The sequence below is a fragment of the Enterobacter sp. P82 genome, from assembly GCF_037053385.1.
In the GTDB taxonomy this organism is placed as follows: Bacteria; Pseudomonadota; Gammaproteobacteria; order Enterobacterales; family Enterobacteriaceae; genus Enterobacter.
On record NZ_JBALHX010000010.1, the window covers coordinates 59,416 to 81,744 of the forward strand.

A 22,329-nucleotide genomic window follows, 5' to 3' on the forward strand; every position below is an offset into this window, starting at 1 on the left:
GGCATGACAATCCGCAATCACACTCTCGGTTTCCCTCGCGTTGGCCTGCGTCGCGAGCTGAAAAAGGCACAAGAAAGCTACTGGGCGGGTAGTACCACCCGCGAAGAACTGCTGGCCGTTGGACGCGAACTGCGTGCGCGTCACTGGGATCAGCAAAAGCAGGCGGGCATTGACCTGCTGCCGGTGGGCGATTTCGCCTGGTACGACCATGTTCTGACGACCAGCCTGCTGCTTGGCAATGTGCCGGCTCGTCATCAGAACAAAGATGGATCGGTAGATATCGACACCCTGTTCCGTATCGGCCGTGGTCGCGCGCCAACAGGTGAGCCAGCGGCAGCGGCTGAAATGACCAAGTGGTTTAATACCAACTATCACTACATGGTGCCGGAGTTCGTAAAAGGTCAGCAGTTCAAACTGACCTGGACGCAATTACTGGATGAAGTGGACGAAGCGCTGGCGCTGGGCCACCAGGTGAAGCCTGTGCTGCTGGGGCCGGTTACGTACCTGTGGCTTGGCAAAGTGAAGGGTGAGCAGTTTGATCGTCTCAGCCTGCTGAACGACATTCTTCCGGTCTACAAACAGGTGCTGATTGAGCTGGGCAAACGCGGTATCCAGTGGGTGCAAATCGACGAACCTGCTCTGGTGCTCGAGTTGCCGCAGGAATGGCTCGATGCCTTCAAACCGGCGTATGACGCACTTGCCGGACAGGTGAAGTTGCTGCTGACCACCTATTTCGAAGGCGTGACGCCAAACCTGAAGACCATCACCGCGCTGCCAGTGCAGGGTCTGCACGTTGACTTTGTACACGGCAAAGATGATGTCGCGGAGCTGCACAAACGTCTGCCTGCGGACTGGCTGCTCTCGGCTGGTCTGGTTAATGGCCGTAACGTCTGGCGTGCCGATCTCACAGAGAAATACGCTCAGATTAAAGACATCGTCGGCAAACGTGAGTTGTGGGTGGCATCGTCTTGCTCACTGTTGCACAGCCCAATTGATCTCAGCGTTGAAACCCGTCTGGACGCAGAAGTGAAGAGCTGGTTTGCCTTTGCCTTGCAGAAGTGTAAGGAGCTGACGCTGCTGCGTGATGCATTGAACACGGGAGACACGGCAGCGGTTACCGAATGGAGCGCACCGATCCAGGCGCGCCGTGACTCGGCTCGCGTACACAACCCGGCAGTCGAAAAACGTCTGGCAGCCATCACGGCTCAGGACAGTCAGCGCCAGAGCGCCTATGAAGTGCGAGCTGAAGCCCAGCGTGCCCGCTTTAATCTGCCTGCGTGGCCAACCACGACGATCGGTTCTTTCCCGCAGACTACCGAGATCCGCGGCCTGCGTCTGGACTTCAAAAAGGGCAATCTGGATGCGAATCATTACCGCACCGGTATCGCTGAACACATTAAACAGGCGATTATCGAGCAGGAACGTTTAGGTCTGGATGTGCTGGTGCACGGTGAAGCCGAGCGTAACGACATGGTGGAATACTTTGGTGAGCATCTGGACGGCTTCGTCTTTACCCAAAATGGCTGGGTGCAGAGTTACGGTTCTCGCTGCGTGAAGCCGCCGGTGGTGATCGGTGATGTCAGCCGTCCGGAAGCGATTACCGTTGAATGGGCGAAGTATGCCCAGTCTCTGACAGATAAACCGGTGAAAGGTATGCTCACGGGTCCGGTAACGATTCTCTGCTGGTCCTTCCCGCGTGAAGACGTGACTCGTGAAACCATCGCTAAACAGATCGCGCTGGCACTGCGTGATGAAGTGGCGGATCTGGAAGCCGCAGGCATTGGCATTATTCAGATCGACGAACCGGCGCTGCGCGAAGGTCTGCCGCTGCGTCGTAGCGACTGGGATGCCTACCTGAAATGGGGCGTGGAGGCGTTTCGCATCAACGCCGCGGTAGCGAAGGACGACACCCAGATCCACACCCACATGTGTTACTGCGAATTTAACGACATCATGGATTCGATAGCCGCGCTGGACGCTGACGTGATCACCATCGAGACGTCGCGTTCAGACATGGAGCTGCTGGAGTCTTTTGAGGAGTTTGACTACCCGAACGAAATCGGGCCGGGTGTGTACGACATCCACTCTCCTAACGTACCGAGCGTGGAGTGGATTGAGGCGCTGCTGAAAAAAGCTGCTCAACGCATTCCTGCTGAGCGCCTGTGGGTGAACCCGGACTGCGGACTGAAAACCCGCGGCTGGCCGGAGACCCGCGCTGCACTGGCGAACATGGTGCAGGCGGCGCAGAATTTGCGTCAGGCGTGATAAGTCGTAGGCCCGGTAAGGCGTTGCTGCCACCGGGCTTTTTGCTTTTATCCTTTTTTACCACCGTGCTGGCTGAACCACGCCAGCATTCTCTGCCATCCGTCTTTTGCAGATTCCTCGTGATAACTCGGACGATAATCGGCAATAAATGCGTGCCCGGCATCCGGGTACACCACAATCTCCGCCTTCGCATTTGCCGCACGGAGTGCGTGACGCATTGTCTCTACTGATTCAAGCGAAATACCGGTGTCCTGGCCGCCATAGAGCCCTAATACTGGGGCATTTAGCTCAGTGGCGATATCTACCGGGTATTTCGGCGAATTCAGCGTTTTTGCGCCCACCAGTTTTCCATACCAGGCCACAGCGGCTTTGAGTTGTGGATTATGAGCGGCATAAAGCCAGCTGATACGCCCTCCCCAGCAGAAACCCGTCACCATCAGACGATGCGCATCACCGCCGTTACGTGCTGCCCAACTGGCAACGTGGTCGAGATCGGCCATGACCTGCGCGTCAGGGACTTTGCTGACCAGGTTGCTGAGCAATGTTGGAATATCGCTGTAGTCGTTCGGATCGCCCTGACGGAAATAGAGTTCTGGCGCAACGGCCAGATACCCTTCCAGCGCCAGTCGGCGACAGAGGTCGCGGATATGTTCGTGAACACCAAAAATTTCCTGAACCACAATGACGATGGGCAGAGGACCCTCTGCTGATTTTGGCCGAGCGTGGTAAGCCGGCATATTATCCCCCTGCGAGGGGATGGAGGTCTCACCCGCCGTTATGGCCTCTTCGGGCGTTGAAACGATGGTTGAAGCATGCGGGGCTGCAGCAGGTGCAAAACCGGTTTTTTCAGTCATGGCATTCTCCGTACCAATGAGTTAGCGCAAAGGTAAATATAGACACCAGGTTAACAACCCACAGTGCCTTAAACGGTCTATCTTTTGTGCAGCACACCACGATATAACTTGTTAATGTGATGTGAATCACTTTTTTATGGAAATTTACTGCAATCATTTTCATTCATGGTGAAGTGCATCACGAAATTATGCGTATTGCTTCTGTAAAGTACCATTTTACTTCTTCTGACTAACCGACCCACAGAGGAGTCACCTATGTCTAAGTCTGATGTTTTTCATCTCGGCCTCACCAAAAACGATTTACAAGGGGCTACGCTCGCTATCGTCCCGGGTGATCCTGAGCGTGTGGAAAAGATCGCCGCGCTGATGGATAAGCCGGTTAAGCTGGCAGCCCATCGTGAATTCACCACCTGGCGTGCAGAGCTGGATGGCAAAGCCGTGATCGTGTGTTCTACCGGTATCGGTGGCCCGTCGACCTCCATTGCTGTTGAAGAGCTGGCGCAACTGGGCATTCGTACTTTCCTGCGTATCGGTACTACTGGCGCTATCCAGCCGCATATCAATGTCGGTGACGTGCTGGTCACCACCGCATCTGTTCGTCTGGACGGGGCAAGCCTGCACTTCGCGCCAATGGAATTCCCGGCAGTGGCAGACTTCGAATGTACCACTGCGCTGGTTGAAGCGGCGAAATCTGTGGGCGCAACCACGCACGTGGGTGTAACTGCCTCTTCCGATACTTTCTACCCAGGCCAGGAGCGCTATGACACCTTCTCTGGTCGCGTGGTGAGCCGTTTCAAAGGCTCTATGGAAGAGTGGCAGTCTATGGGCGTAATGAACTACGAAATGGAGTCTGCGACGCTGCTGACCATGTGTGCAAGCCAGGGTCTGCGTGCCGGTATGGTGGCGGGCGTTATCGTCAACCGTACGCAGCAGGAGATCCCGAATGCCGAAACCATGAAGCAGACTGAAAGTCATGCTGTGAAAATCGTGGTTGAAGCGGCGCGTCGCCTGATCTAGTCCTCTCTTCTGCATGCAATAAAAGGCCGACACGTTCGGCCTTTATTTTTTGCGTAGCGCCTCGCAGGAAAACCCTTTCAAACTGGACGTTTATACAGCACAATTCTATTTTGTGCAGGTAATACGTTGATGCAGGGGGCATTGTGGATATCTCGATCCTTATTTACGCGGTGATTGCGCTGGTGGGCTCAGGGATTGGCTGGCTCATTTCCAGCTACCAGCATGCACAGCAGAAGGCCGACCAACTGGCCGAGCGAGAAGAGATAGTCGCCGATTTAAGCGCGGCAAAACAGCAACTTGCTCTGAGCGAGCACTGGCGCGATGAGTGCGAGTTGCTCAACAACGAACTACGCAACCTGCGGGATATCAACACCTCGCTGGAGGCCGATCTCCGCGAAGTGACCACCCGTCTTGAATCCACCCAGCTGCATGCGGAAGACAAAATCCGCCAGATGATCAACAGCGAGCAACGCCTCAGCGAACAGTTTGAAAACCTCGCCAACCGCATTTTCGAGCACAGCAACCGCCGCGTTGATGAACAGAATCGCCAGAGCCTGAACAGCCTTCTGACGCCCCTGCGTGAACAGCTGGACGGTTTTCGTCGTCAGGTGCAGGACAGTTTTGGTCAGGAGGCTCGCGAGCGGCACACGCTGGCGCATGAGATTCGCAATCTTCAGCAGCTGAATGCACAGATGGCACAGGAGGCGGTTAACCTGACTCGCGCACTGAAAGGGGATAACAAAACCCAGGGAAACTGGGGGGAAGTGGTCCTGACCCGCGTGCTTGAGGCCTCAGGCCTGCGTGAAGGTTATGAGTATGAGACTCAGGTCAGCATCGAAAATGATGCTCGCTCGCGCATGCAGCCCGATGTGATTGTGCGTCTGCCTCAGGGCAAAGACGTCGTCATCGACGCCAAAATGACGCTGGTGGCATATGAGCGCTACTTTAATGCGGAAGATGATTACACCCGAGAGTCGGCATTGCAGGAGCATATTGCTTCCGTGCGTAACCATATCCGTCTGCTGGGCAGAAAAGACTACCAGCAACTGCCGGGCCTGCGCTCACTGGATTACGTGCTGATGTTCATTCCGGTTGAACCGGCCTTCCTGCTGGCACTCGACAGGCAGCCTGAACTGATCACCGAAGCGCTGAAAAATAACATTATGCTGGTCAGCCCGACCACGTTGCTGGTGGCCTTGCGAACCATTGCGAACCTGTGGCGCTATGAACACCAGAGCCGCAATGCGCAACAGATTGCCGATCGAGCCAGCAAGCTGTACGACAAAATGCGTCTGTTCGTGGACGATATGTCCTCGGTCGGGCAAAGCCTTGACCGCGCGCAGGATAACTACCGTCAGGCAATGAAAAAACTCTCCTCCGGACGTGGCAACTTACTGGCACAAGCTGAGGCATTCCGCAGTCTGGGCGTCGAAGTAAAACGCGAGATTAATCCGGAACTGGTTGAACAGGCCACGTCGCAGGACGAGGAGTTCCGCCTGCGTGAAGGCAGTGCTGAACAAATGACAAACAGTGAAGACAACGATTTAGCAGCGGAATTATCGCCAGATGAGCAGCCAACCCGTTTGTTTCGCGGTGGTTGAATCGTAGGGCAAACGCGTCCAATCTGGTACACTTCACAAACATTTTACTGATAAGCAGGCTCTGAGATGGTTGACGATTCACAAGACACGACGCACTTTGGTTTTCAGACTGTTGCCAAAGCGCAGAAAGCTGACATGGTGGCCCACGTATTTCACTCTGTGGCGGCGAAGTACGATGTGATGAATGACTTGATGTCATTCGGTATTCATCGCTTGTGGAAGCGCTTCACCATCGACTGCAGCGGTGTGCGTCGTGGACAAACGGTGCTTGATTTAGCTGGTGGTACGGGCGATTTAACTGCGAAGTTCTCTCGTCTGGTGGGCGAAACCGGCCGTGTCGTTCTGGCAGATATTAATGATTCAATGCTGAAAATGGGACGCGAAAAGCTGCGTAACATCGGCGTGGTGGGGAATGTGGAATATGTGCAGGCGAACGCCGAAGCGCTGCCATTCCCGGACAACACTTTTGACTGCATTACCATCTCCTTCGGTCTGCGTAACGTCACTGATAAAGAGAAAGCGCTGCGCTCTATGTACCGCGTGCTGAAGCCGGGTGGACGCCTGCTGGTGCTCGAGTTCTCTAAACCGATTATTGAACCACTGAGCAAAGCTTACGACGCTTATTCATTCCACGTGCTCCCTCGCATTGGTGAGCTGGTGGCAAACGACGCGGAAAGCTACCGTTATCTGGCTGAATCTATTCGCATGCACCCGGATCAGGACACATTAAAAGCCATGATGCAGGATGCGGAATTTGAGAACGTTGAATATTTCAACCTGACGGCGGGTGTCGTCGCGCTGCATCGCGGTTACAAATTCTGAGTGGAGGTGTCTTGTGCCCTTTAAACCCCTGGTCACCGCTGGCATCGAGAATGTACTGAATGCCTTTCTGTATCGCGCTCCAGCGCTGAAAGCTGCACGTCAGCGGCTTAACGGGAAGGTATTACGTATTGTTTTAAAAGAGTTTTCGACGCCGCTGGTGCTGGTTTTCAGCGAACGCCAGCTTGACGTTCTGGGTGAGTGGGAGGGGGAAGCCGACTGCTCTGTTATCACGCACATGAGCGTGCTACCAAAACTACGCGACCGCCAGCAGTTAACTGCACTGATCCGCAGCGGTGAGCTGGAAGTGGAAGGCGACATTCAGGTTGTACAGAATTTCGTTGCGCTCAGTGACCTTGCCGAGTTCGACCCCGCAGAGCTGCTTGCACCTTTTGTTGGTGACATTGCCGCCGAAGGGATCGGAAAAGCTATTCATGGTGGGGCGGCATTTTTGCGTAAAAACCTGCAACGCCAACAACGCTATGCAGCGGAAGTGCTGACGGAAGAGTGGCGTATGGCCCCTGGACCACTGGAAGTGGCGTGGTTTGCGGAAGAGACCGCTGCTGTTGAACGTGCGGTTGATGCGTTAACCAAACGGCTGGAAAAACTGGAGGGCAAATGACGCCTGGTGAAATGCGGCGCCTCTATTTCATTATTCGCATCTTTTTGAGCTACGGGCTCGACGAGCTTATCCCTAAAATGCGTATCACGCTGCCGCTTCGTATCTGGCGGCGGATGCTGTTCTGGATGCCTAATCGCCATAAAGGTCAGCCGCTGGGTGAACGTCTGCGTCTGGCGCTGCAGGAGCTCGGTCCGGTCTGGATTAAATTCGGTCAGATGCTTTCGACTCGCCGCGATCTCTTCCCGCCTCTGATTGCGGATGAGCTGGCGATGCTGCAGGATCGCGTTGCACCGTTTGACGGCGCACGCGCGAAAAAGCAGATCGAAGAGGCGATGGGCAACATTCCCGTCGAAACCTGGTTTGACGATTTCGACATCCAGCCTCTGGCGTCGGCCTCTATCGCACAAGTCCACACAGCACGTCTGAAAGAAAACGGTAAAGAAGTTGTCATTAAGGTTATTCGACCGGACATCCTGCCGATCATCAAAGCGGACATGAAGCTGATTTACCGGTTGGCCCGTTGGGTGCCCCGTTTGCTGCCCGATGGGCGTCGTCTGCGCCCGATGGAAGTGGTGCGGGAATATGAAAAAACGCTGATTGATGAGCTTAATCTGCTGCGCGAATCAGCAAACGCCATTCAGCTGCGCCGCAACTTTGAAAACAGCCCGATGCTCTATGTACCCGAAGTCTATTCTGACTACTGTAGCCAGAATATGATGGTGATGGAGCGTATTTACGGTATTCCCGTCTCGGATGTGGTGGCCCTGGAGAAACAGGGAACGAACATGAAGTTGCTGGCCGAACGTGGTGTACAGGTCTTCTTTACCCAGGTGTTCCGCGACAGTTTCTTCCATGCGGACATGCACCCGGGCAATATCTTCGTGAGCTACGAACATCCTGAGAATCCGAAGTATATCGGTATCGACTGTGGAATTGTGGGGTCGTTGAACAAAGAAGATAAACGCTATCTTGCTGAGAATTTCATCGCTTTCTTCAACCGCGACTACCGTAAGGTGGCAGAGTTGCACGTCGATTCCGGATGGGTGCCACCAGATACAAACGTCGAAGAGTTTGAGTTTGCCATTCGAACCGTCTGCGAACCGATTTTTGAGAAGCCACTGGCGGAAATCTCCTTTGGACACGTGCTCTTAAACCTGTTTAACACGGCTCGCCGCTTTAACATGGAAGTACAGCCGCAGTTAGTTTTACTCCAGAAAACATTACTTTACGTTGAAGGTGTAGGCCGACAGCTCTATCCTCAGTTAGACTTGTGGAAGACTGCGAAACCTTTCCTTGAATCCTGGATTAAAGATCAAGTTGGCATTCCGGCGCTGGTGCGTTCGCTGAAAGAGAAAGGCCCGTTCTGGATCGAGAAAATGCCTGAAATTCCTGAACTGGTTTACGACAGTTTGCGTCAAAGCAAAAATCTTCAGCACAGCATGGATAAAATCGCCCGCGAACTTCAGTCCAGCCGTGTTAGGCAGGGTCAGTCACGCTATCTTTTTGGGATTGGAGCAACGCTGCTGCTGAGTGGTACGCTGCTTCTGATCAACCGTCCGGACTGGCAGATGATGCCCGCCTGGTTGATGGCTGGGGGGTTGGTTGTCTGGCTCGCCGGCTGGAGAAAGACGCGCTGATTTTGCGTCGCTATCGACGGGTTGCATACGTATAATGCGGCCTGACTAATTAATCATCTATCCCTGAGGAACATGTATGGGTGGTATCAGTATCTGGCAATTAGTCATTATTGCCGTCATCGTCGTGCTGCTGTTTGGCACCAAAAAGCTCGGTTCTATCGGTTCCGATCTGGGCGCGTCTATCAAAGGCTTCAAGAAAGCGATGAGCGATGATGAGAGCAAGCAGGATAAAACCAGCCAGGACGCTGACTTTACTGCTAAATCCATCTCCGACAAGCAAGACGAAACCAAAAAGGAAGACGCTAAACGCCACGATAAAGAGCAGGTGTAAGTCGTGTTCGACATTGGTTTTAGTGAGTTGCTGCTGGTCTTTGTGATTGGCCTGATCGTTTTGGGACCACAGCGTCTGCCGGTGGCGGTGAAAACTGTTGCGGGCTGGGTTCGTGCGCTGAGATCGCTGGCATCGACCGTTCAGAATGAGCTGGCACAGGAACTTAAGTTGCAGGAGTTCCAGGAAAGCCTGAAAAAGGTAGAGAAGGCGAGCATGGATAACCTGACGCCGGAACTGAAAGCCTCAATGGATGAACTGCGCGAAGCGGCGGAATCTATGAAGCGCTCTTACAACGTCAACGATCCTGAAAAAGCGAGCGATGAAGCGAACACCATCCATAATCCGGTGGTGAAAAACAGCGAAGCGCAGCGAGAGGGCGTTACGCCAGCGAGCGCGGAGCATCAGGCTGTAGCACCTGAACAAACGCCGCAGGAACCTGAACCGAAAAAACAGGCGCAGCCGGAAGAGCCATCGGTAAAATCGGCTGAAGTTAAGCCCGTCGCGCCTGTTTCCGAATCATCCCCATCGTCGAGTGATAAAGCGTAAACATGGCAGTAGATGATACTCAACCGCTTATTACGCACCTTATAGAGCTGCGTAAGCGTCTGTTAAACTGCATTATTGCAGTTTTCCTCATATTCTTGTGCCTGGTCTACTTTGCCAACGACATCTATCAGGTAGTCTCTGCGCCGTTGATTAAGCAGATGCCGCTAGGGGCAACGATGATTGCAACAGATGTTGCCTCACCGTTTTTCACCCCAATTAAGCTTACTTTCTGGGTATCGTTGATTGCGTCTGCGCCGATCATTCTTTACCAGGTGTGGGCGTTTGTGGCGCCGGCACTGTACAAACACGAACGCAAGCTGGTGATCCCGCTGCTGGTATCCAGCTCGCTGCTGTTCTATATCGGCATGGCGTTTGCCTATTTCATTGTCTTCCCGCTGGCCTTTGGCTTCCTGACGCATACCGCGCCGGAAGGGGTTCAGGTGTCGACGGATATCGCTAGCTACCTCAGCTTTGTAATGGCACTGTTTATGGCCTTTGGCGTGGCTTTCGAAGTGCCTGTGGCCATTGTGTTGCTTTGCTGGGTAGGGGTGACTACCCCTGATGATCTGCGTAAGAAGCGTCCATATATTCTGGTGGGGGCCTTCGTGGTCGGTATGCTACTGACCCCGCCAGATGTGTTCTCGCAAACGCTGCTGGCCATACCGATGTATTGCCTGTTTGAGGTCGGGGTATTCTTCTCACGTTTCTACGTGGGTAAAGGACGTCGGTCGGATGAGGAAGATGATACGTCCGACAAGACCACTGAAGAGTAAAACCAACCGCCCGCCAGGGCGGTTGTTATATGGGGATTCGCATGTTTGATATTGGACTCAATCTGACCAGCTCGCAGTTTGCGAAAGATCGAGATGAGGTTGTTGCACGTGCTTTTGCTGCCGGAGTGCAAGGGCTGTTGCTGACAGGGACCAACCTGCATGAAAGCGAGCAGGCGAAGCAGCTGGCACAACGCTACGATCGCTGCTGGTCTACCGCAGGTGTGCATCCTCATGACAGCAACCAGTGGACCGCGGAAAGTGGCGACACCCTGTACAGGCTGGCAAAGATGCCAGAAGTTGTGGCAATCGGCGAATGCGGTCTCGATTTCAACCGTAACTTTTCCACACCGGCAGAGCAGGAAAAAGCGTTCACGGCCCAGCTTGCACTGGCTGCTGAGCTTGAAATGCCAGTGTTTATGCACTGCCGCGATGCTCATGAGCGTTTCCTTTCCCTTCTGAACCCGTGGCTGGATAAATTACCTGGCGCGGTGTTGCACTGCTTTACCGGTTCGCGACAGGAGGCGCTGGATTGCCAGGAACGCGGTCTCTTTCTGGGGATCACTGGCTGGGTTTGTGATGAGCGCCGCGGGCTTGAGCTTCGCGAGTTGTTACCGGTGATCCCGGCTGAGCGGTTGCTCCTGGAAACGGATGCGCCTTATCTGCTGCCGAGAGACATGAAACCCAAACCGGCATCGCGGCGAAATGAACCTGCACATCTTGGGCACATCATTGAGAGCGTGGCGAAATGGCGCGGAGAAGACCCCCACTGGCTTTCCGCGCAGACGGATGACAACGTGCGTCACCTGTTTGGGATAGATTTTTAAACTTTGCGGAAGTCGGTGTTTTTAACGCTTTGCAGAACTTGTTTGTTCAGCAGGTTGAGCAACAGCATGGAGCGTGCTTCGCCGTCCGGTTCAGCGAAAATCGCCTGCAACCCTTCGAAAGCACCTTCCGTGATGACGACACAGTCCCCTGAGTAAGGGGTTTCCGGGTCGGTGATACCTTCGGGTTGTTGATAAACCGAAAGTTGATGGATCACCGTTGACGGAACCATTGCCGGGCTGGTACCAAAGCGAACAAAGTGGCTGACACCGCGTGTTGCGCTAATGGTCGTGGTGTGGATCACTTCCGGGTCGAACTCCACGAAAAGATAGTTCGGGAATAAGGGTTCACTGACGGTTGTGCGCTTCCCGCGCTGCATTTTTTCAAGCGTGATCACGGGTGTCAGGCAATTTACAGACTGACGTTCAAGATGTTCCTGCGCGCGCTGAAGTTGCCCGCGTTTGCAATAAAGTAAATACCAGGCCTGCATAATCACTCTTTCCCTTAGTTCGGGGCGCAAGCATATCAAAACCCTGGCGGGATCGCTAAGTTGATTATAATGGGGGAAAATGGAACAGAACGCATAAGTTCACGCTAATTTAACAAAATTACAGCATCAAGCAGGCTTACGCCGTATAATGAAGCGCTTACAGAGAGGCCATGACTAACTGCATGAAATACCACGATCTCCGCGACTTCCTGACGCTGCTGGAAAAGCAGGGCGAACTCAAACGCATTACACTTCCTGTTGATCCTTATCTGGAAATGACAGAAATTGCTGACCGCACCCTGCGTGCAGGTGGCCCCGCATTACTGTTTGAAAATCCGAAAGGGTACTCCATGCCGGTGCTGTGCAACCTGTTTGGTACTCCACGTCGTGTTGCATTGGGGATGGGGCAGGAAGACGTCACGGCGCTGCGTGAAGTGGGTAAACTGCTGGCGTTCCTGAAAGAGCCGGAGCCGCCGAAAGGCTTCCGCGATCTGTTCGACAAACTGCCACAGTTTAAACAAGTATTGAACATGCCAACTAAACGCCTGCGCGGTGCACCGTGCCAGCAGAAAGTACTGGAAGGCGATGCGGTCGATCTGACCAAAATCCCGATCATGCAGTGCTGGCCTGAAGATGCCGCTCCGCTGATCACCTGGGGGCTGACCGTTACGCGTGGCCCTTACAAAGAGCGGCAAAATCTCGGTATTTACCGTCAGCAATTGATTGGCAAGAATAAACTCATCATGCGCTGGCTGTCGCATCGTGGCGGCGCGCTGGATTTCCAGGAGTGGTGTGCTGAACATCCGGGTGAACGTTTCCCTGTTTCTGTCGCGTTAGGTGCCGATCCAGCCACCATTCTGGGTGCGGTGACCCCCGTACCGGATACACTCTCTGAATACGCGTTTGCAGGCCTGTTACGCGGAACCAAAACCGAAGTTGTGAAGTGCATTTCTAACGATCTCGAAGTGCCCGCCAGTGCGGAAATTGTGCTGGAAGGTTACATTGAGCAGGGCGAAATGGCGCCAGAAGGCCCTTACGGCGACCACACCGGCTATTACAACGAAGTGGATAACTTCCCGGTGTTTACCGTTACGCACATTACACAGCGTGAAGATGCGATCTATCACTCCACCTATACCGGACGGCCACCGGACGAACCTGCGGTACTGGGAGTGGCGCTGAATGAAGTGTTTGTGCCGATCCTGCAAAAGCAGTTCCCGGAAATTGTTGATTTCTATCTACCGCCAGAAGGCTGTTCGTATCGCCTGGCCGTGGTCACGATGAAGAAACAATATGCAGGTCACGCGAAACGCGTGATGATGGGCGTATGGTCTTTCCTGCGCCAGTTTATGTATACCAAGTTTGTTATTGTCTGCGATGATGATGTAAACGCCCGTGACTGGAATGATGTTATCTGGGCTATTACCACGCGCATGGATCCTGCGCGCGATACGGTGTTAGTCGAAAACACGCCGATAGATTATCTGGATTTTGCCTCGCCGGTTTCCGGTCTTGGCTCAAAAATGGGACTGGATGCCACCAATAAATGGCCTGGCGAAACCGATCGTGAATGGGGTCGCCCGATCAAAAAAGATCCTGCTGTGACCGCGCGAATTGACGCGATCTGGGACGAACTGGCCATAATGAATAACGGTAAACCCTGAGCTTGACCGTTAAGCCCTATAGACTTCCCGACAGAGAGAGCGAATGACAACCTTAAGCTGTAAAGTGACCTCGGTAGATGCTATCACCGATACTGTATATCGCGTCCGTTTAGTGCCAGAAGCGGCATTCTCTTTCCGCGCTGGTCAGTACTTAATGGTAGTGATGGATGAGCGTGATAAGCGTCCTTTCTCTATGGCCTCAACGCCAGCGGAGCAGGAATTTATTGAGCTTCATATCGGTGCGTCAGAGCTTAACCTGTATGCGATGGCCGTCATGGACCGCATTCTTAAAGAGCGTGAGATTGTGGTCGACATTCCTCATGGTGATGCTTGGCTACGCGATGACGAAGACCGTCCGCTGATCCTGATCGCGGGCGGGACGGGCTTCTCTTATGTGCGCTCTATTCTGTTGACCGCACTGGCGCGTAACCCGGACCGTGATATCACCATTTACTGGGGTGGCCGTGAAGAGAAACATCTCTATGACCTGTCTGAACTGGAAGCGCTGAGCGTAACCCATCCTAACCTGCGCATTGAGCCGGTGGTTGAGCAGCCGGAAGAAGGCTGGCGTGGACGCAGTGGTACGGTACTGACGGCGGTACTGCAGGATCATGGTACGCTGGCAGGGCACGATATCTATATTGCTGGTCGTTTTGAGATGGCGAAAATTGCCCGTGACTTGTTCTGTAACGAACGTGGTGCGCGTGAAGACCGTCTCTTCGGCGATGCTTTTGCCTTCATCTAAATAAAAAACCCGCCCCTGACAGGCGGGAAGAACGGCAACTAAACTGTCTCTCTTCGCCAATGACGCCATAACTGCGTTGGCTGCGCTCGTTCACCCGAATCACTTACTTGAGTAAGCTCATCGGGATTCGCTCGCTTGCCGCCTTGTTCTGACGCCATTGGCTTTGAGATACTTTTCCTGATTTACACTCTCTCAAATACCGTCGCGATACCCTGACCCAGCCCGATACACATCGTTGCCAGGCCAAACTGGGCATCTTTGCGCTCCATCAGGTTAATCAGCGTGGTGCTGATGCGCGCTCCGGAGCAGCCCAGCGGATGGCCGAGGGCGATCGCGCCGCCGTTGAGGTTAATTTTCTCGTCGATCTGATCCATGAGCCCCAGATCTTTAATGCACGGCAGGATCTGCGCGGCGAAGGCTTCGTTCATCTCAAACAGGTCGATATCACTGGTGGTTAATCCTGCTTTTTTCAGCGCCAGCTTCGAAGCCGGAACCGGACCGTAACCCATGATGGAAGGATCGCAACCCACGACCGCCATTGAACGTACCCGGGCGCGAGGGGTTAAACCTAACTCGCGGGCACGGCTTTCGCTCATCACCAGCATTGCAGCAGCCCCATCGGACAGCGCGGACGAAGTACCTGCCGTTACTGTGCCAGTGACTGGATCAAATGCCGGACGCAGCGTGGAAAGGGCTTCGACCGTGGTTTCCGGGCGGATCACTTCGTCGTAGCTGAATTGCTTCAGAACGCCGTCTGCATCATGACCACCGGTTGGGATGATCTCATTCTTAAACGCACCGGATTGCGTCGCAGCCCAGGCGCGAGCGTGAGAGCGTGCGGCAAAGGTATCCTGCATTTCACGGCTAATACCGTGCAGGCGAGAGAGCATCTCTGCGGTCAGGCCCATCATCCCCGCCGCTTTTGCTACGTTGCGGCTCATACCTGGGTGGAAATCGACCCCATGGCTCATCGGTACGTGACCCATGTGCTCCACGCCGCCGACCAGACAGGCCTGAGCATCGCCGGTCATGATCATACGTGCTGCATCATGTAACGCCTGCATTGACGAACCGCAAAGACGGTTGACGGTGACTGCCGGAACCGAATGTGGGATCTCCGCCAGCAGCGAGGCGTTACGAGCGATGTTAAAGCCTTGCTCCAGGGTTTGCTGTACGCAGCCCCAGTAGATATCGTCGAGCGCGGTTGGGTCCAGCGCCGGGTTACGTGCCAGCAGACTACGCATCAGGTGCGCGGAGAGGTCTTCCGCACGCACGTTACGGAATGCACCGCCTTTTGAACGGCCCATCGGGGTGCGAATCGCATCAACAATGACAACCTTTTCCATTGTGACTCCTTAAGCCGTTTTCAGCGCGCCAACCGGACGGGCTGGCTCAACTGCTGGATAGTAGGGTTCGTTATGGCGCGCTTTATTACGCAGCCCTTCCGGCACCTCATAAAGCGGGCCAAGGTGCTGATATTGCTGAGCCATATCGAGATAGCGGGCGCTGCCGAGCGTGTCCAGCCAGCGGAACGCGCCGCCGTGGAACGGAGGGAAGCCCAGTCCGTACACCAGCGCCATGTCTGCTTCTGCCGGGCTGGCGATGATGCCTTCTTCCAGGCAACGCACCACTTCGTTGATCATCGGTATCATCATGCGGGCGATGATCTCGTCGTCGGTGAAGTCACGTTTTGGCTGACTAACTTCAGCCAGCAGGCTGTCCACTGCGGCGTCTTCTTCTTTCTTCGGTTTGCCTTTGCTGTCTTCTTTGTAGCGCCAGAAGCCCAGACCGTTTTTCTGACCGAAGCGGTTAGCATCGAACAGAGCGTCAATTGCGTCGCGGTAATCTTTCTGCATGCGCTGCGGGAAGCCTGCCGCCATCACCGCCTGGGCGTGATGCGCGGTATCAATGCCGACCACATCCAACAGATACGCCGGCCCCATCGGCCAGCCGAACTGTTTTTCCATCACCTTGTCGATTTTGCGGAAGTCGGCACCGTCGCGCAGCAGCTGGCTGAAACCGGCGAAGTAAGGGAACAGGACGCGGTTGACGAAGAAGCCCGGGCAGTCGTTAACCACGATCGGCGTTTTGCCCATCTTGCTTGCCCACGCCACCACTTTGGCGATGGTTTCGTCTGAGGTTTTTTCCCCACGGATCACTTCGACCAGCGGCATCCGGTGTACCGGGTTGAAGAAGTGCATCCCGCAGAAGTTTTCCGGACGCTTCAGCACGCTCGCCAGTTCGCTAATTGGAATGGTGGAGGTGTTAGAGGCCAGTACGGTATCCGGACGAACCTTCTCTTCGGTTTCCGCGAGCACTGCTTTTTTAACTTTCGGGTTCTCAACGACGGCTTCGACTACCACGTCAACGCGATCAAAACCGCTGTATTCCAGCACAGGCTGAATGGTGGAGATCACGCCTGCGAGCTTCAATCCGTCAATTTTGCCGCGTTCCAGCTGTTTATTCAGCAGCTTGGCCGCTTCGGTCATGCCCAGCGTCAGGGATTTCTCGCTGATGTCCTTCATCACCACCGGCACGCCTTTCCAGGCTGACTGATAAGCGATGCCGCCACCCATAATGCCAGCGCCGAGTACCGCTGCATGTTTCGGTGTCTCAACATTTTTGGTCAGCTGTTTTGCTTTACCTTTCACGAACTGATCGTTGAGGAAGATGCCAACCAGCGCACGAGCTTCATTGGTGTGTGCCAGCGGGACAAAACTCTGGTTTTCCAGTTTCAGGGCTTCATCGCGGCCAAAACGGGCCGCCGCTTCAATGGTTTTCACCGCGGTGATGGGGGCCGGGTAGTGTTTACCCGCCGTCTGCATCACCATACCTTTGGCAATGGTGAAGCTCATGGCGGCTTCAATTTTGCTCAGTTTTAACGGCTCCAGCTTCGGCTGGCGTTTGGCTTTCCAGTCGAGATCGCCGTTAATCGCCTGACGCAAAATAGCGACAGCACCTTCAACAAGCTTCTCTGGTTTGACGACGCCGTCGACCAGGCCGATTTTCTGTGCCTGTTCTGCACCGACATCTTTACCCGCGGCAATGATCTCAAGTGCGCTGTCGGCACCCAGCATGCGCGGCATACGCACTGAACCACCAAAGCCTGGCATGATACCCAGCTTGGTTTCCGGCAGGCCGATGCGCAGGTCAGGCGTCGCCAGACGGTAATCAGTGGCTAACACGCATTCGCAGCCACCGCCCAGCGCGTAGCCATTAACGGCAGAAATGGTCGGGACAGGCAGGTCTTCCAGACGATTAAAGACGCTGTTAGCAAAGTGCAGCCACTGGCTCAGTTGTTCTTCAGGCACCAGGAACAGCGAGAGGAATTCGGTGATATCGGCACCGACAATAAAGGCCGCTTTGTTCGAGCGCAGCAGCAGCCCTTTTAATTCAGGTTGTTTTTCAAGAACATCCAGCGCCTGGCCAAGACTGGCCACCGTCGCGGTATCAAGCTTATTCACTGAGCCGGGGGCATCGAACACCAGTTCGGCAATGCCATCTTCCAGCCAGTTGAGGTACAGGGTGTCGCCTTTGTAGAGCATGTCAGTCTCCTGAATCCAGCAATTGGATCTGGTCATACCAGATGAATCGGAGTGTGGGATTTATGTTAATAAAATGCAAATTACTCATTAAGAAATTGCTGCATTGATCACGGTCGGTGTAAATCACGCAGCCGGAGTGAGGTGTGCTAAGATGCGATGACTTGAGGTCAAAAAAATGAAAGGAAGAATGATGGACTCACTGGCTTCGCTTTATAAAAATCATATCGTTACCCTACAGGAACGCACTCGCGATGTACTGGCACGCTTTAAGCTGGATGCGCTGTTAATCCACTCTGGCGAGCTTTTGAATACTTTTCTGGATGACCATGCATATCCGTTTAAGGTCAACCCGCAGTTTAAGGCCTGGGTGCCGGTAACCCAGGTTCCAAATTGCTGGCTGCTGGTGGATGGTGTGAATAAGCCTAAATTGTGGTTCTATCTGCCAGTCGATTACTGGCACAACGTAGAACCGCTGCCGACCAGCTTCTGGACAGAAGAAGTGGACGTCATTGCTTTACCAAAAGCCGACGGTATTGGCAGTCAACTACCTGCCGCACGCGGCAACATCGCCTATATTGGCCCTGTTCCGGAGCGTGCATTGGGTCTGGATATTCCGGCTGACAAGCTTAACCCGAAAGGGGTGCTGGATTACCTGCACTACTATCGCGCGTACAAAACCGACTACGAACTTTACTGCATGCGTGAAGCGCAAAAAACGGCAGTGAATGGCCACCGCGCCGCGCATGAAGCATTCCAGTCTGGCATGAGCGAGTTCGACATCAACCAGGCCTACCTGACCGCGACCGGGCACCGTGACACGGACGTGCCGTACAGCAACATCGTCGCGCTGAATGAACACGCGTCTGTGCTGCACTACACCAAACTTGATCACCGTGTGCCGTCTGAGATGCGCAGCTTCCTGCTGGATGCGGGGGCGGAGTACAACGGTTATGCGGCTGACTTGACCCGTACCTGGGCGGCAAACGCGGATACTGACTTTGCGCACCTGATCAAAGACGTCAATGACGAACAGCTGGCCCTTATCAGTACCATGAAAGCGGGAACCAGTTACGTGGATTACCACATTCAGTTCCATCAGCGTATCGCTAAGCTGCTGCGTAAACATCAGATTGTGAAAGACATGAGCGAAGAGGCGATGGTCGAGAACGATCTGACCGGGCCATTCATGCCACACGGGATCGGTCACCCGTTGGGTCTGCAGGTTCACGATGTTGCAGGCTTTATGCAGGATGATACCGGCACGCACCTGGCGGCACCGTCTAAATACCCATACCTTCGCTGCACCCGTATTCTTGAACCGCGCATGGTGCTGACGATTGAACCGGGGATCTACTTTATCGAATCGCTGTTAGCGCCATGGCGCGAAGGTCAGTTCAGCAAACACTTCAACTGGGAAAAAATTGAAGCGTTGAAACCGTTTGGTGGCATTCGTATTGAAGATAACGTGGTCGTTCACGAAAACGGTATCGAGAATATGACGCGAGATCTTAAGCTGGCCTGATGGAAAGCTGGCTGATACCGGCTGAACCGGTCACCTTTGTTGAGGAAATCAAGAAAAGCCGCTTTATTACGCTACTGGCACATACCGATGGTGTAGAGGCGGCAAAGGCGTTTGTTGAATCTGTTCGGGCGGAGCACCCTGACGCACGTCACCACTGTGTGGCGTGGGTCGCGGGGCCTCCGGACGATTCGCAGCAGTTGGGCTTTTCCGACGACGGTGAGCCGGCTGGCACAGCCGGTAAACCCATGCTTTCGCAGCTGATGGGCAGCGGTGTGGGTGAAATCACCGCCGTGGTGGTGCGCTACTACGGTGGGATCCTGTTAGGCACGGGTGGGCTGGTGAAAGCGTATGGCGGTGGGGTTCAGCAGGCACTGAATTTGCTGATAACTACCCGCAAAACACCACTCACCGAATATACTTTACTGTGCGATTACGGTCAGTTATCCGGTATCGAAGCGTTGCTGAAGCAGTTTAATGGCGTTATTGCGCACAGTGAATATCAGGCAATGGTGCAATTACGCGTGGCGCTTCCTCAGGCGGAACTGGCTGCTTTTTCAGCAAAACTGGCTGATTTTAGTCGTGGTTCGTTGCAATTGCTGCCGATTGAAGAATAATCCCCACCTCACTTTTTTGAATACCAAAGGAAGCGGCAGAGATGCATTTTCGTGCCATAACCCGAATCGTTGGACTGCTGGTCATACTCTTTTCCGGGACGATGATTCTCCCAGGACTGGTGGCGCTTATCTACCGGGACGGTGCGGGGCGGGCATTTACCCAGACTTTCTTTGTTGCGCTGGCGATCGGCTCTCTGTTGTGGTGGCCTAACCGTCGTCAGAAGGGCGAGCTGAAATCACGCGAAGGATTTTTGATTGTCGTCCTGTTCTGGACGGTACTGGGAAGTGTCGGTTCTTTGCCCTTTATCTTCTCTGAACAACCGAATCTGAGCATCACGGACGCATTTTTTGAATCGTTCTCTGGTTTAACAACAACCGGAGCGACGACGCTGGTGGGACTGGATTCGTTACCGCACGCTATTCTCTTTTATCGCCAGATGCTGCAATGGTTCGGCGGGATGGGGATCATCGTCCTGGCGGTGGCTATCCTGCCAATTCTGGGCGTTGGTGGGATGCAGCTCTATCGCGCCGAAATGCCCGGGCCGCTGAAAGACAACAAAATGCGTCCACGTATTGCCGAGACGGCGAAAACCCTGTGGCTGATTTATGTCCTGCTTACTGTGGCCTGTGCGCTGGCATTATGGTTTGCCGGGATGCCTGCATTCGATGCTATCGGACACAGCTTTGCGACGATTGCTATCGGTGGGTTCTCCACCCACGATGCCAGCGTGGGCTACTTTGACAGCCCTACGATTAACACCATCATTGCTATTTTCCTGCTGATTTCCGGCTGTAACTACGGTTTGCACTTCTCTTTACTCAGCGGGCGCAGCCTGAAAGTGTACTGGCGTGACCCCGAGTTTCGCATGTTCATCGGTGTCCAGCTTACGCTGGTTGTCATCTGTACTCTGGTATTGTGGTTCCATGATGTTTATAACTCAGCGTTGACCACGTTAAATCAGGCGTTCTTCCAGGTGGTGTCGATGGCGACGACCGCCGGATTCACCACGGACAGCATTGCACGCTGGCCGTTATTCCTGCCGGTGTTACTGTTATGCTCCGCCTTTATTGGCGGCTGTGCGGGATCCACGGGCGGTGGTCTGAAGGTGATTCGTATTCTGCTGCTGTTCAAGCAGGGCAACCGTGAGCTGAAGCGTCTGGTCCACCCGAACGCGGTCTACAGTATCAAACTGGGGAACCGGGCACTGCCGGAACGTATCCTCGAAGCGGTGTGGGGTTTCTTCTCGGCGTATGCGCTGGTCTTTATCGTCAGTATGCTGGCGATCATCGCGACGGGGGTGGATGATTTCTCTGCTTTTGCATCCGTCGTAGCAACATTAAATAACCTTGGTCCAGGCCTGGGGGTTGTGGCGGATAACTTTGCCAGTATGAACCCGGTCGCGAAATGGATCCTCATTGCCAATATGCTGTTTGGCCGTCTTGAGGTCTTTACGCTGCTGGTGCTGTTCACCCCAACGTTCTGGCGCGAATAAGGAGCCGTTGATGAAAACACTTATTCTTTTCTCTACGCGAGACGGGCAAACGCGTGAGATTGCTGCGTATCTGGCTTCGGAATTAAAAGAGCTGGGAATTTACTCTGATGTGGTGAACCTGAATCGTGTCGGACAGATTACCTGGCAGGATTACGATCGCGTGGTGATTGGCGCGTCAATTCGTTACGGTCATTTTCATCCGGCACTCGATCGCTTCGTCAAAAAGCACACCGCGGTGCTCAACAAATTGCCTGGCGCGTTCTACTCGGTCAATCTGGTTGCTCGTAAAGCGGAGAAGCGTACGCCGCAGACCAATAGCTACACGCGCAAGTTCTTGCTGAACTCTCCATGGCAGCCAGACCTTTGTGCCGTTTTTGCTGGTGCGCTCCGTTATCCTCGCTATCGCTGGTATGACCGCTTCATGATCCGCCTGATCATGAAGATGACCGGCGGCGAAACCGATACACGTAAAGAAGTGGTTTATACCGACTGGTCGCAGGTAGCCAGTTTTGCGCGGGAAATCGCGCATTTATCGGGCGATTCGCGGGTTAAATAAGCGTTGAGTCTGAAAAGTGAGCGAACGAAAAGTTTTTTGTATTTTATGCTTGTCACGTCGGAATAACTCCCTATAATGCGCCTCCACTGACACGGAACAACGGCACACACGCCGCCGGGTCAGCAGAGAAAAGCAAAATAAACGCTTGACTCTGTAGCGGGAAAGCGTAATATACGCCACCTCGCAACGGTGAGCGAAAGCCGCGTTGCAACTGCTCTTTAACAATTTATCAGACAATCTGTGTGGGCACTCAAAGTGACATGGATTCTTAATGTCCTCGGACGAAAAATGAATACCAAGTCTCAACGAGTGAACACGTAATTCATTACGAAGTTTAATTCATTGAGCATCAAACTTTTAAATTGAAGAGTTTGATCATGGCTCAGATTGAACGCTGGCGGCAGGCCTAACAC

Annotated in this window: 20 protein-coding genes; 16 read left to right on the top strand and 4 right to left on the bottom strand. The window is 53.9% G+C overall.

Annotation, left to right across the window (positions count from 1 at the left end; all coding sequences use genetic code 11):
* Nucleotides 1-3: 3 nt before the first annotated feature.
* Nucleotides 4-2,265, top strand: a complete 2,262-nt coding sequence (metE, locus tag WB237_RS22520) for a 5-methyltetrahydropteroyltriglutamate--homocysteine S-methyltransferase (RefSeq protein WP_336216585.1) — start codon at nt 4-6, stop codon at nt 2,263-2,265.
* Between the two features lie 47 nt (nt 2,266-2,312).
* Here metE and WB237_RS22525 read toward each other — a convergent pair whose 3' ends face one another.
* A complete protein-coding gene (locus WB237_RS22525) occupies nt 2,313-3,119 on the bottom strand; it encodes a dienelactone hydrolase family protein (RefSeq protein WP_336216588.1) in 807 nt (268 codons plus the stop codon).
* Nucleotides 3,120-3,374: 255 nt separating this feature from the next.
* On the opposite strand from WB237_RS22525, the gene udp reads away from it, so the two are divergent.
* The 9 genes from udp (at nt 3,375) to tatD (ending at nt 11,289) form a co-directional block, all read left to right on the top strand.
* Nucleotides 3,375-4,136, top strand: coding sequence for a uridine phosphorylase (udp, locus tag WB237_RS22530; RefSeq protein ID WP_003860792.1), 762 nt, complete (start codon nt 3,375-3,377; stop codon nt 4,134-4,136).
* Nucleotides 4,137-4,279: 143 nt separating this feature from the next.
* Entirely contained in the window at nt 4,280-5,737 is a 1,458-nt protein-coding gene (gene rmuC, locus WB237_RS22535) for a DNA recombination protein RmuC (RefSeq protein WP_336216590.1), read from the top strand.
* Nucleotides 5,738-5,803: 66 nt separating this feature from the next.
* On the top strand, nt 5,804-6,559 hold the full coding sequence (gene ubiE, locus WB237_RS22540; protein ID WP_008501525.1) for a bifunctional demethylmenaquinone methyltransferase/2-methoxy-6-polyprenyl-1,4-benzoquinol methylase UbiE: 756 nt from the start codon (nt 5,804-5,806) through the stop codon (nt 6,557-6,559).
* Nucleotides 6,560-6,572: 13 nt separating this feature from the next.
* Nucleotides 6,573-7,178: a ubiquinone biosynthesis protein UbiJ gene (ubiJ, locus tag WB237_RS22545; RefSeq protein WP_336216592.1), complete on the top strand. Its 606-nt coding sequence runs from the start codon at nt 6,573-6,575 to the stop codon at nt 7,176-7,178.
* Nucleotides 7,175-8,815 carry a ubiquinone biosynthesis regulatory protein kinase UbiB gene (gene ubiB, locus WB237_RS22550; RefSeq protein ID WP_336216594.1) on the top strand — a complete coding sequence of 547 codons (1,641 nt, stop codon included), beginning with the start codon at nt 7,175-7,177 and terminating at the stop codon, nt 8,813-8,815. Before ubiJ ends, ubiB begins: the two co-directional genes overlap by 4 nt.
* 76 nt (nt 8,816-8,891) lie before the next feature.
* Entirely contained in the window at nt 8,892-9,146 is a 255-nt protein-coding gene (tatA, locus tag WB237_RS22555) for a Sec-independent protein translocase subunit TatA (RefSeq protein ID WP_114979885.1), read from the top strand.
* A 3-nt stretch (nt 9,147-9,149) separates the two neighbouring features.
* Nucleotides 9,150-9,692, top strand: coding sequence for a Sec-independent protein translocase protein TatB (gene tatB, locus WB237_RS22560; protein ID WP_336216597.1), 543 nt, complete (start codon nt 9,150-9,152; stop codon nt 9,690-9,692).
* A gap of 2 nt (nt 9,693-9,694) precedes the next feature.
* Nucleotides 9,695-10,465, top strand: a complete 771-nt coding sequence (tatC, locus tag WB237_RS22565; RefSeq protein ID WP_129994769.1) for a Sec-independent protein translocase subunit TatC — start codon at nt 9,695-9,697, stop codon at nt 10,463-10,465.
* Nucleotides 10,466-10,506: 41 nt separating this feature from the next.
* A complete protein-coding gene (gene tatD, locus WB237_RS22570; protein WP_336216599.1) occupies nt 10,507-11,289 on the top strand; it encodes a 3'-5' ssDNA/RNA exonuclease TatD in 783 nt (260 codons plus the stop codon).
* Here the strand turns inward: tatD and rfaH are convergent.
* Complete coding sequence (gene rfaH, locus WB237_RS22575; protein WP_028018168.1) at nt 11,286-11,777, bottom strand: transcription/translation regulatory transformer protein RfaH; 492 nt, start codon at nt 11,775-11,777, stop codon at nt 11,286-11,288. The genes tatD and rfaH overlap by 4 nt on opposite strands.
* A gap of 170 nt (nt 11,778-11,947) precedes the next feature.
* On the opposite strand from rfaH, the gene ubiD reads away from it, so the two are divergent.
* Nucleotides 11,948-13,441, top strand: a complete 1,494-nt coding sequence (gene ubiD, locus WB237_RS22580; protein WP_165383569.1) for a 4-hydroxy-3-polyprenylbenzoate decarboxylase — start codon at nt 11,948-11,950, stop codon at nt 13,439-13,441.
* Between the two features lie 43 nt (nt 13,442-13,484).
* On the top strand, nt 13,485-14,186 hold the full coding sequence (fre, locus tag WB237_RS22585; RefSeq protein WP_114979889.1) for an NAD(P)H-flavin reductase: 702 nt from the start codon (nt 13,485-13,487) through the stop codon (nt 14,184-14,186).
* Nucleotides 14,187-14,368: 182 nt separating this feature from the next.
* Here the strand turns inward: fre and fadA are convergent, their stop codons facing one another.
* Nucleotides 14,369-15,532 carry an acetyl-CoA C-acyltransferase FadA gene (fadA, locus tag WB237_RS22590; RefSeq protein WP_336216602.1) on the bottom strand — a complete coding sequence of 388 codons (1,164 nt, stop codon included), beginning with the start codon at nt 15,530-15,532 and terminating at the stop codon, nt 14,369-14,371.
* A gap of 9 nt (nt 15,533-15,541) precedes the next feature.
* Nucleotides 15,542-17,731 (bottom strand): fatty acid oxidation complex subunit alpha FadB, encoded by a 2,190-nt coding sequence (gene fadB, locus WB237_RS22595; RefSeq protein ID WP_336216604.1) that lies wholly within the window; start codon nt 17,729-17,731, stop codon nt 15,542-15,544.
* Between the two features lie 190 nt (nt 17,732-17,921).
* Here fadB and pepQ point away from each other — a divergent pair, with 190 nt between their 5' ends.
* From pepQ to hemG, 4 genes are read left to right on the top strand one after another with little or no spacing between them, the layout of a single operon-like run.
* Entirely contained in the window at nt 17,922-19,253 is a 1,332-nt protein-coding gene (pepQ, locus tag WB237_RS22600) for a Xaa-Pro dipeptidase (protein ID WP_114979892.1), read from the top strand.
* Complete coding sequence (locus WB237_RS22605; protein ID WP_028018163.1) at nt 19,253-19,867, top strand: IMPACT family protein; 615 nt, start codon at nt 19,253-19,255, stop codon at nt 19,865-19,867. The genes pepQ and WB237_RS22605 overlap by 1 nt, the downstream gene beginning before the upstream one ends.
* Nucleotides 19,868-19,908: 41 nt before the next feature.
* Nucleotides 19,909-21,360, top strand: coding sequence for a Trk system potassium transporter TrkH (trkH, locus tag WB237_RS22610; RefSeq protein WP_013099227.1), 1,452 nt, complete (start codon nt 19,909-19,911; stop codon nt 21,358-21,360).
* A 10-nt stretch (nt 21,361-21,370) separates the two neighbouring features.
* On the top strand, nt 21,371-21,916 hold the full coding sequence (hemG, locus tag WB237_RS22615; protein WP_028018162.1) for a menaquinone-dependent protoporphyrinogen IX dehydrogenase: 546 nt from the start codon (nt 21,371-21,373) through the stop codon (nt 21,914-21,916).
* Nucleotides 21,917-22,329: the final 413 nt, after the last annotated feature.

Bases quoted from the DNA above. Each gene is read 5' to 3' on its own strand.
- WB237_RS22605 (WP_028018163.1), top strand. From the start codon at position 19,253: ATGGAAAGCTGGCTGATACCGGCTGAACCGGTCACCTTTGTTGAGGAA.
- ubiB (WP_336216594.1), top strand. From the start codon at position 7,175: ATGACGCCTGGTGAAATGCGGCGCCTCTATTTCATTATTCGCATCTTT.
- tatA (WP_114979885.1), top strand. From the start codon at position 8,892: ATGGGTGGTATCAGTATCTGGCAATTAGTCATTATTGCCGTCATCGTC.
- trkH (WP_013099227.1), top strand. From the start codon at position 19,909: ATGCATTTTCGTGCCATAACCCGAATCGTTGGACTGCTGGTCATACTC.
- fadB (WP_336216604.1), bottom strand. From the start codon at position 17,731: ATGCTCTACAAAGGCGACACCCTGTACCTCAACTGGCTGGAAGATGGC.
- tatC (WP_129994769.1), top strand. From the start codon at position 9,695: ATGGCAGTAGATGATACTCAACCGCTTATTACGCACCTTATAGAGCTG.
- fre (WP_114979889.1), top strand. From the start codon at position 13,485: ATGACAACCTTAAGCTGTAAAGTGACCTCGGTAGATGCTATCACCGAT.
- udp (WP_003860792.1), top strand. From the start codon at position 3,375: ATGTCTAAGTCTGATGTTTTTCATCTCGGCCTCACCAAAAACGATTTA.
- hemG (WP_028018162.1), top strand. From the start codon at position 21,371: ATGAAAACACTTATTCTTTTCTCTACGCGAGACGGGCAAACGCGTGAG.
- metE (WP_336216585.1), top strand. From the start codon at position 4: ATGACAATCCGCAATCACACTCTCGGTTTCCCTCGCGTTGGCCTGCGT.
- rfaH (WP_028018168.1), bottom strand. From the start codon at position 11,777: ATGCAGGCCTGGTATTTACTTTATTGCAAACGCGGGCAACTTCAGCGC.
- tatD (WP_336216599.1), top strand. From the start codon at position 10,507: ATGTTTGATATTGGACTCAATCTGACCAGCTCGCAGTTTGCGAAAGAT.
- pepQ (WP_114979892.1), top strand. From the start codon at position 17,922: ATGGACTCACTGGCTTCGCTTTATAAAAATCATATCGTTACCCTACAG.
- fadA (WP_336216602.1), bottom strand. From the start codon at position 15,532: ATGGAAAAGGTTGTCATTGTTGATGCGATTCGCACCCCGATGGGCCGT.
- ubiD (WP_165383569.1), top strand. From the start codon at position 11,948: ATGACTAACTGCATGAAATACCACGATCTCCGCGACTTCCTGACGCTG.
- ubiE (WP_008501525.1), top strand. From the start codon at position 5,804: ATGGTTGACGATTCACAAGACACGACGCACTTTGGTTTTCAGACTGTT.
- WB237_RS22525 (WP_336216588.1), bottom strand. From the start codon at position 3,119: ATGACTGAAAAAACCGGTTTTGCACCTGCTGCAGCCCCGCATGCTTCA.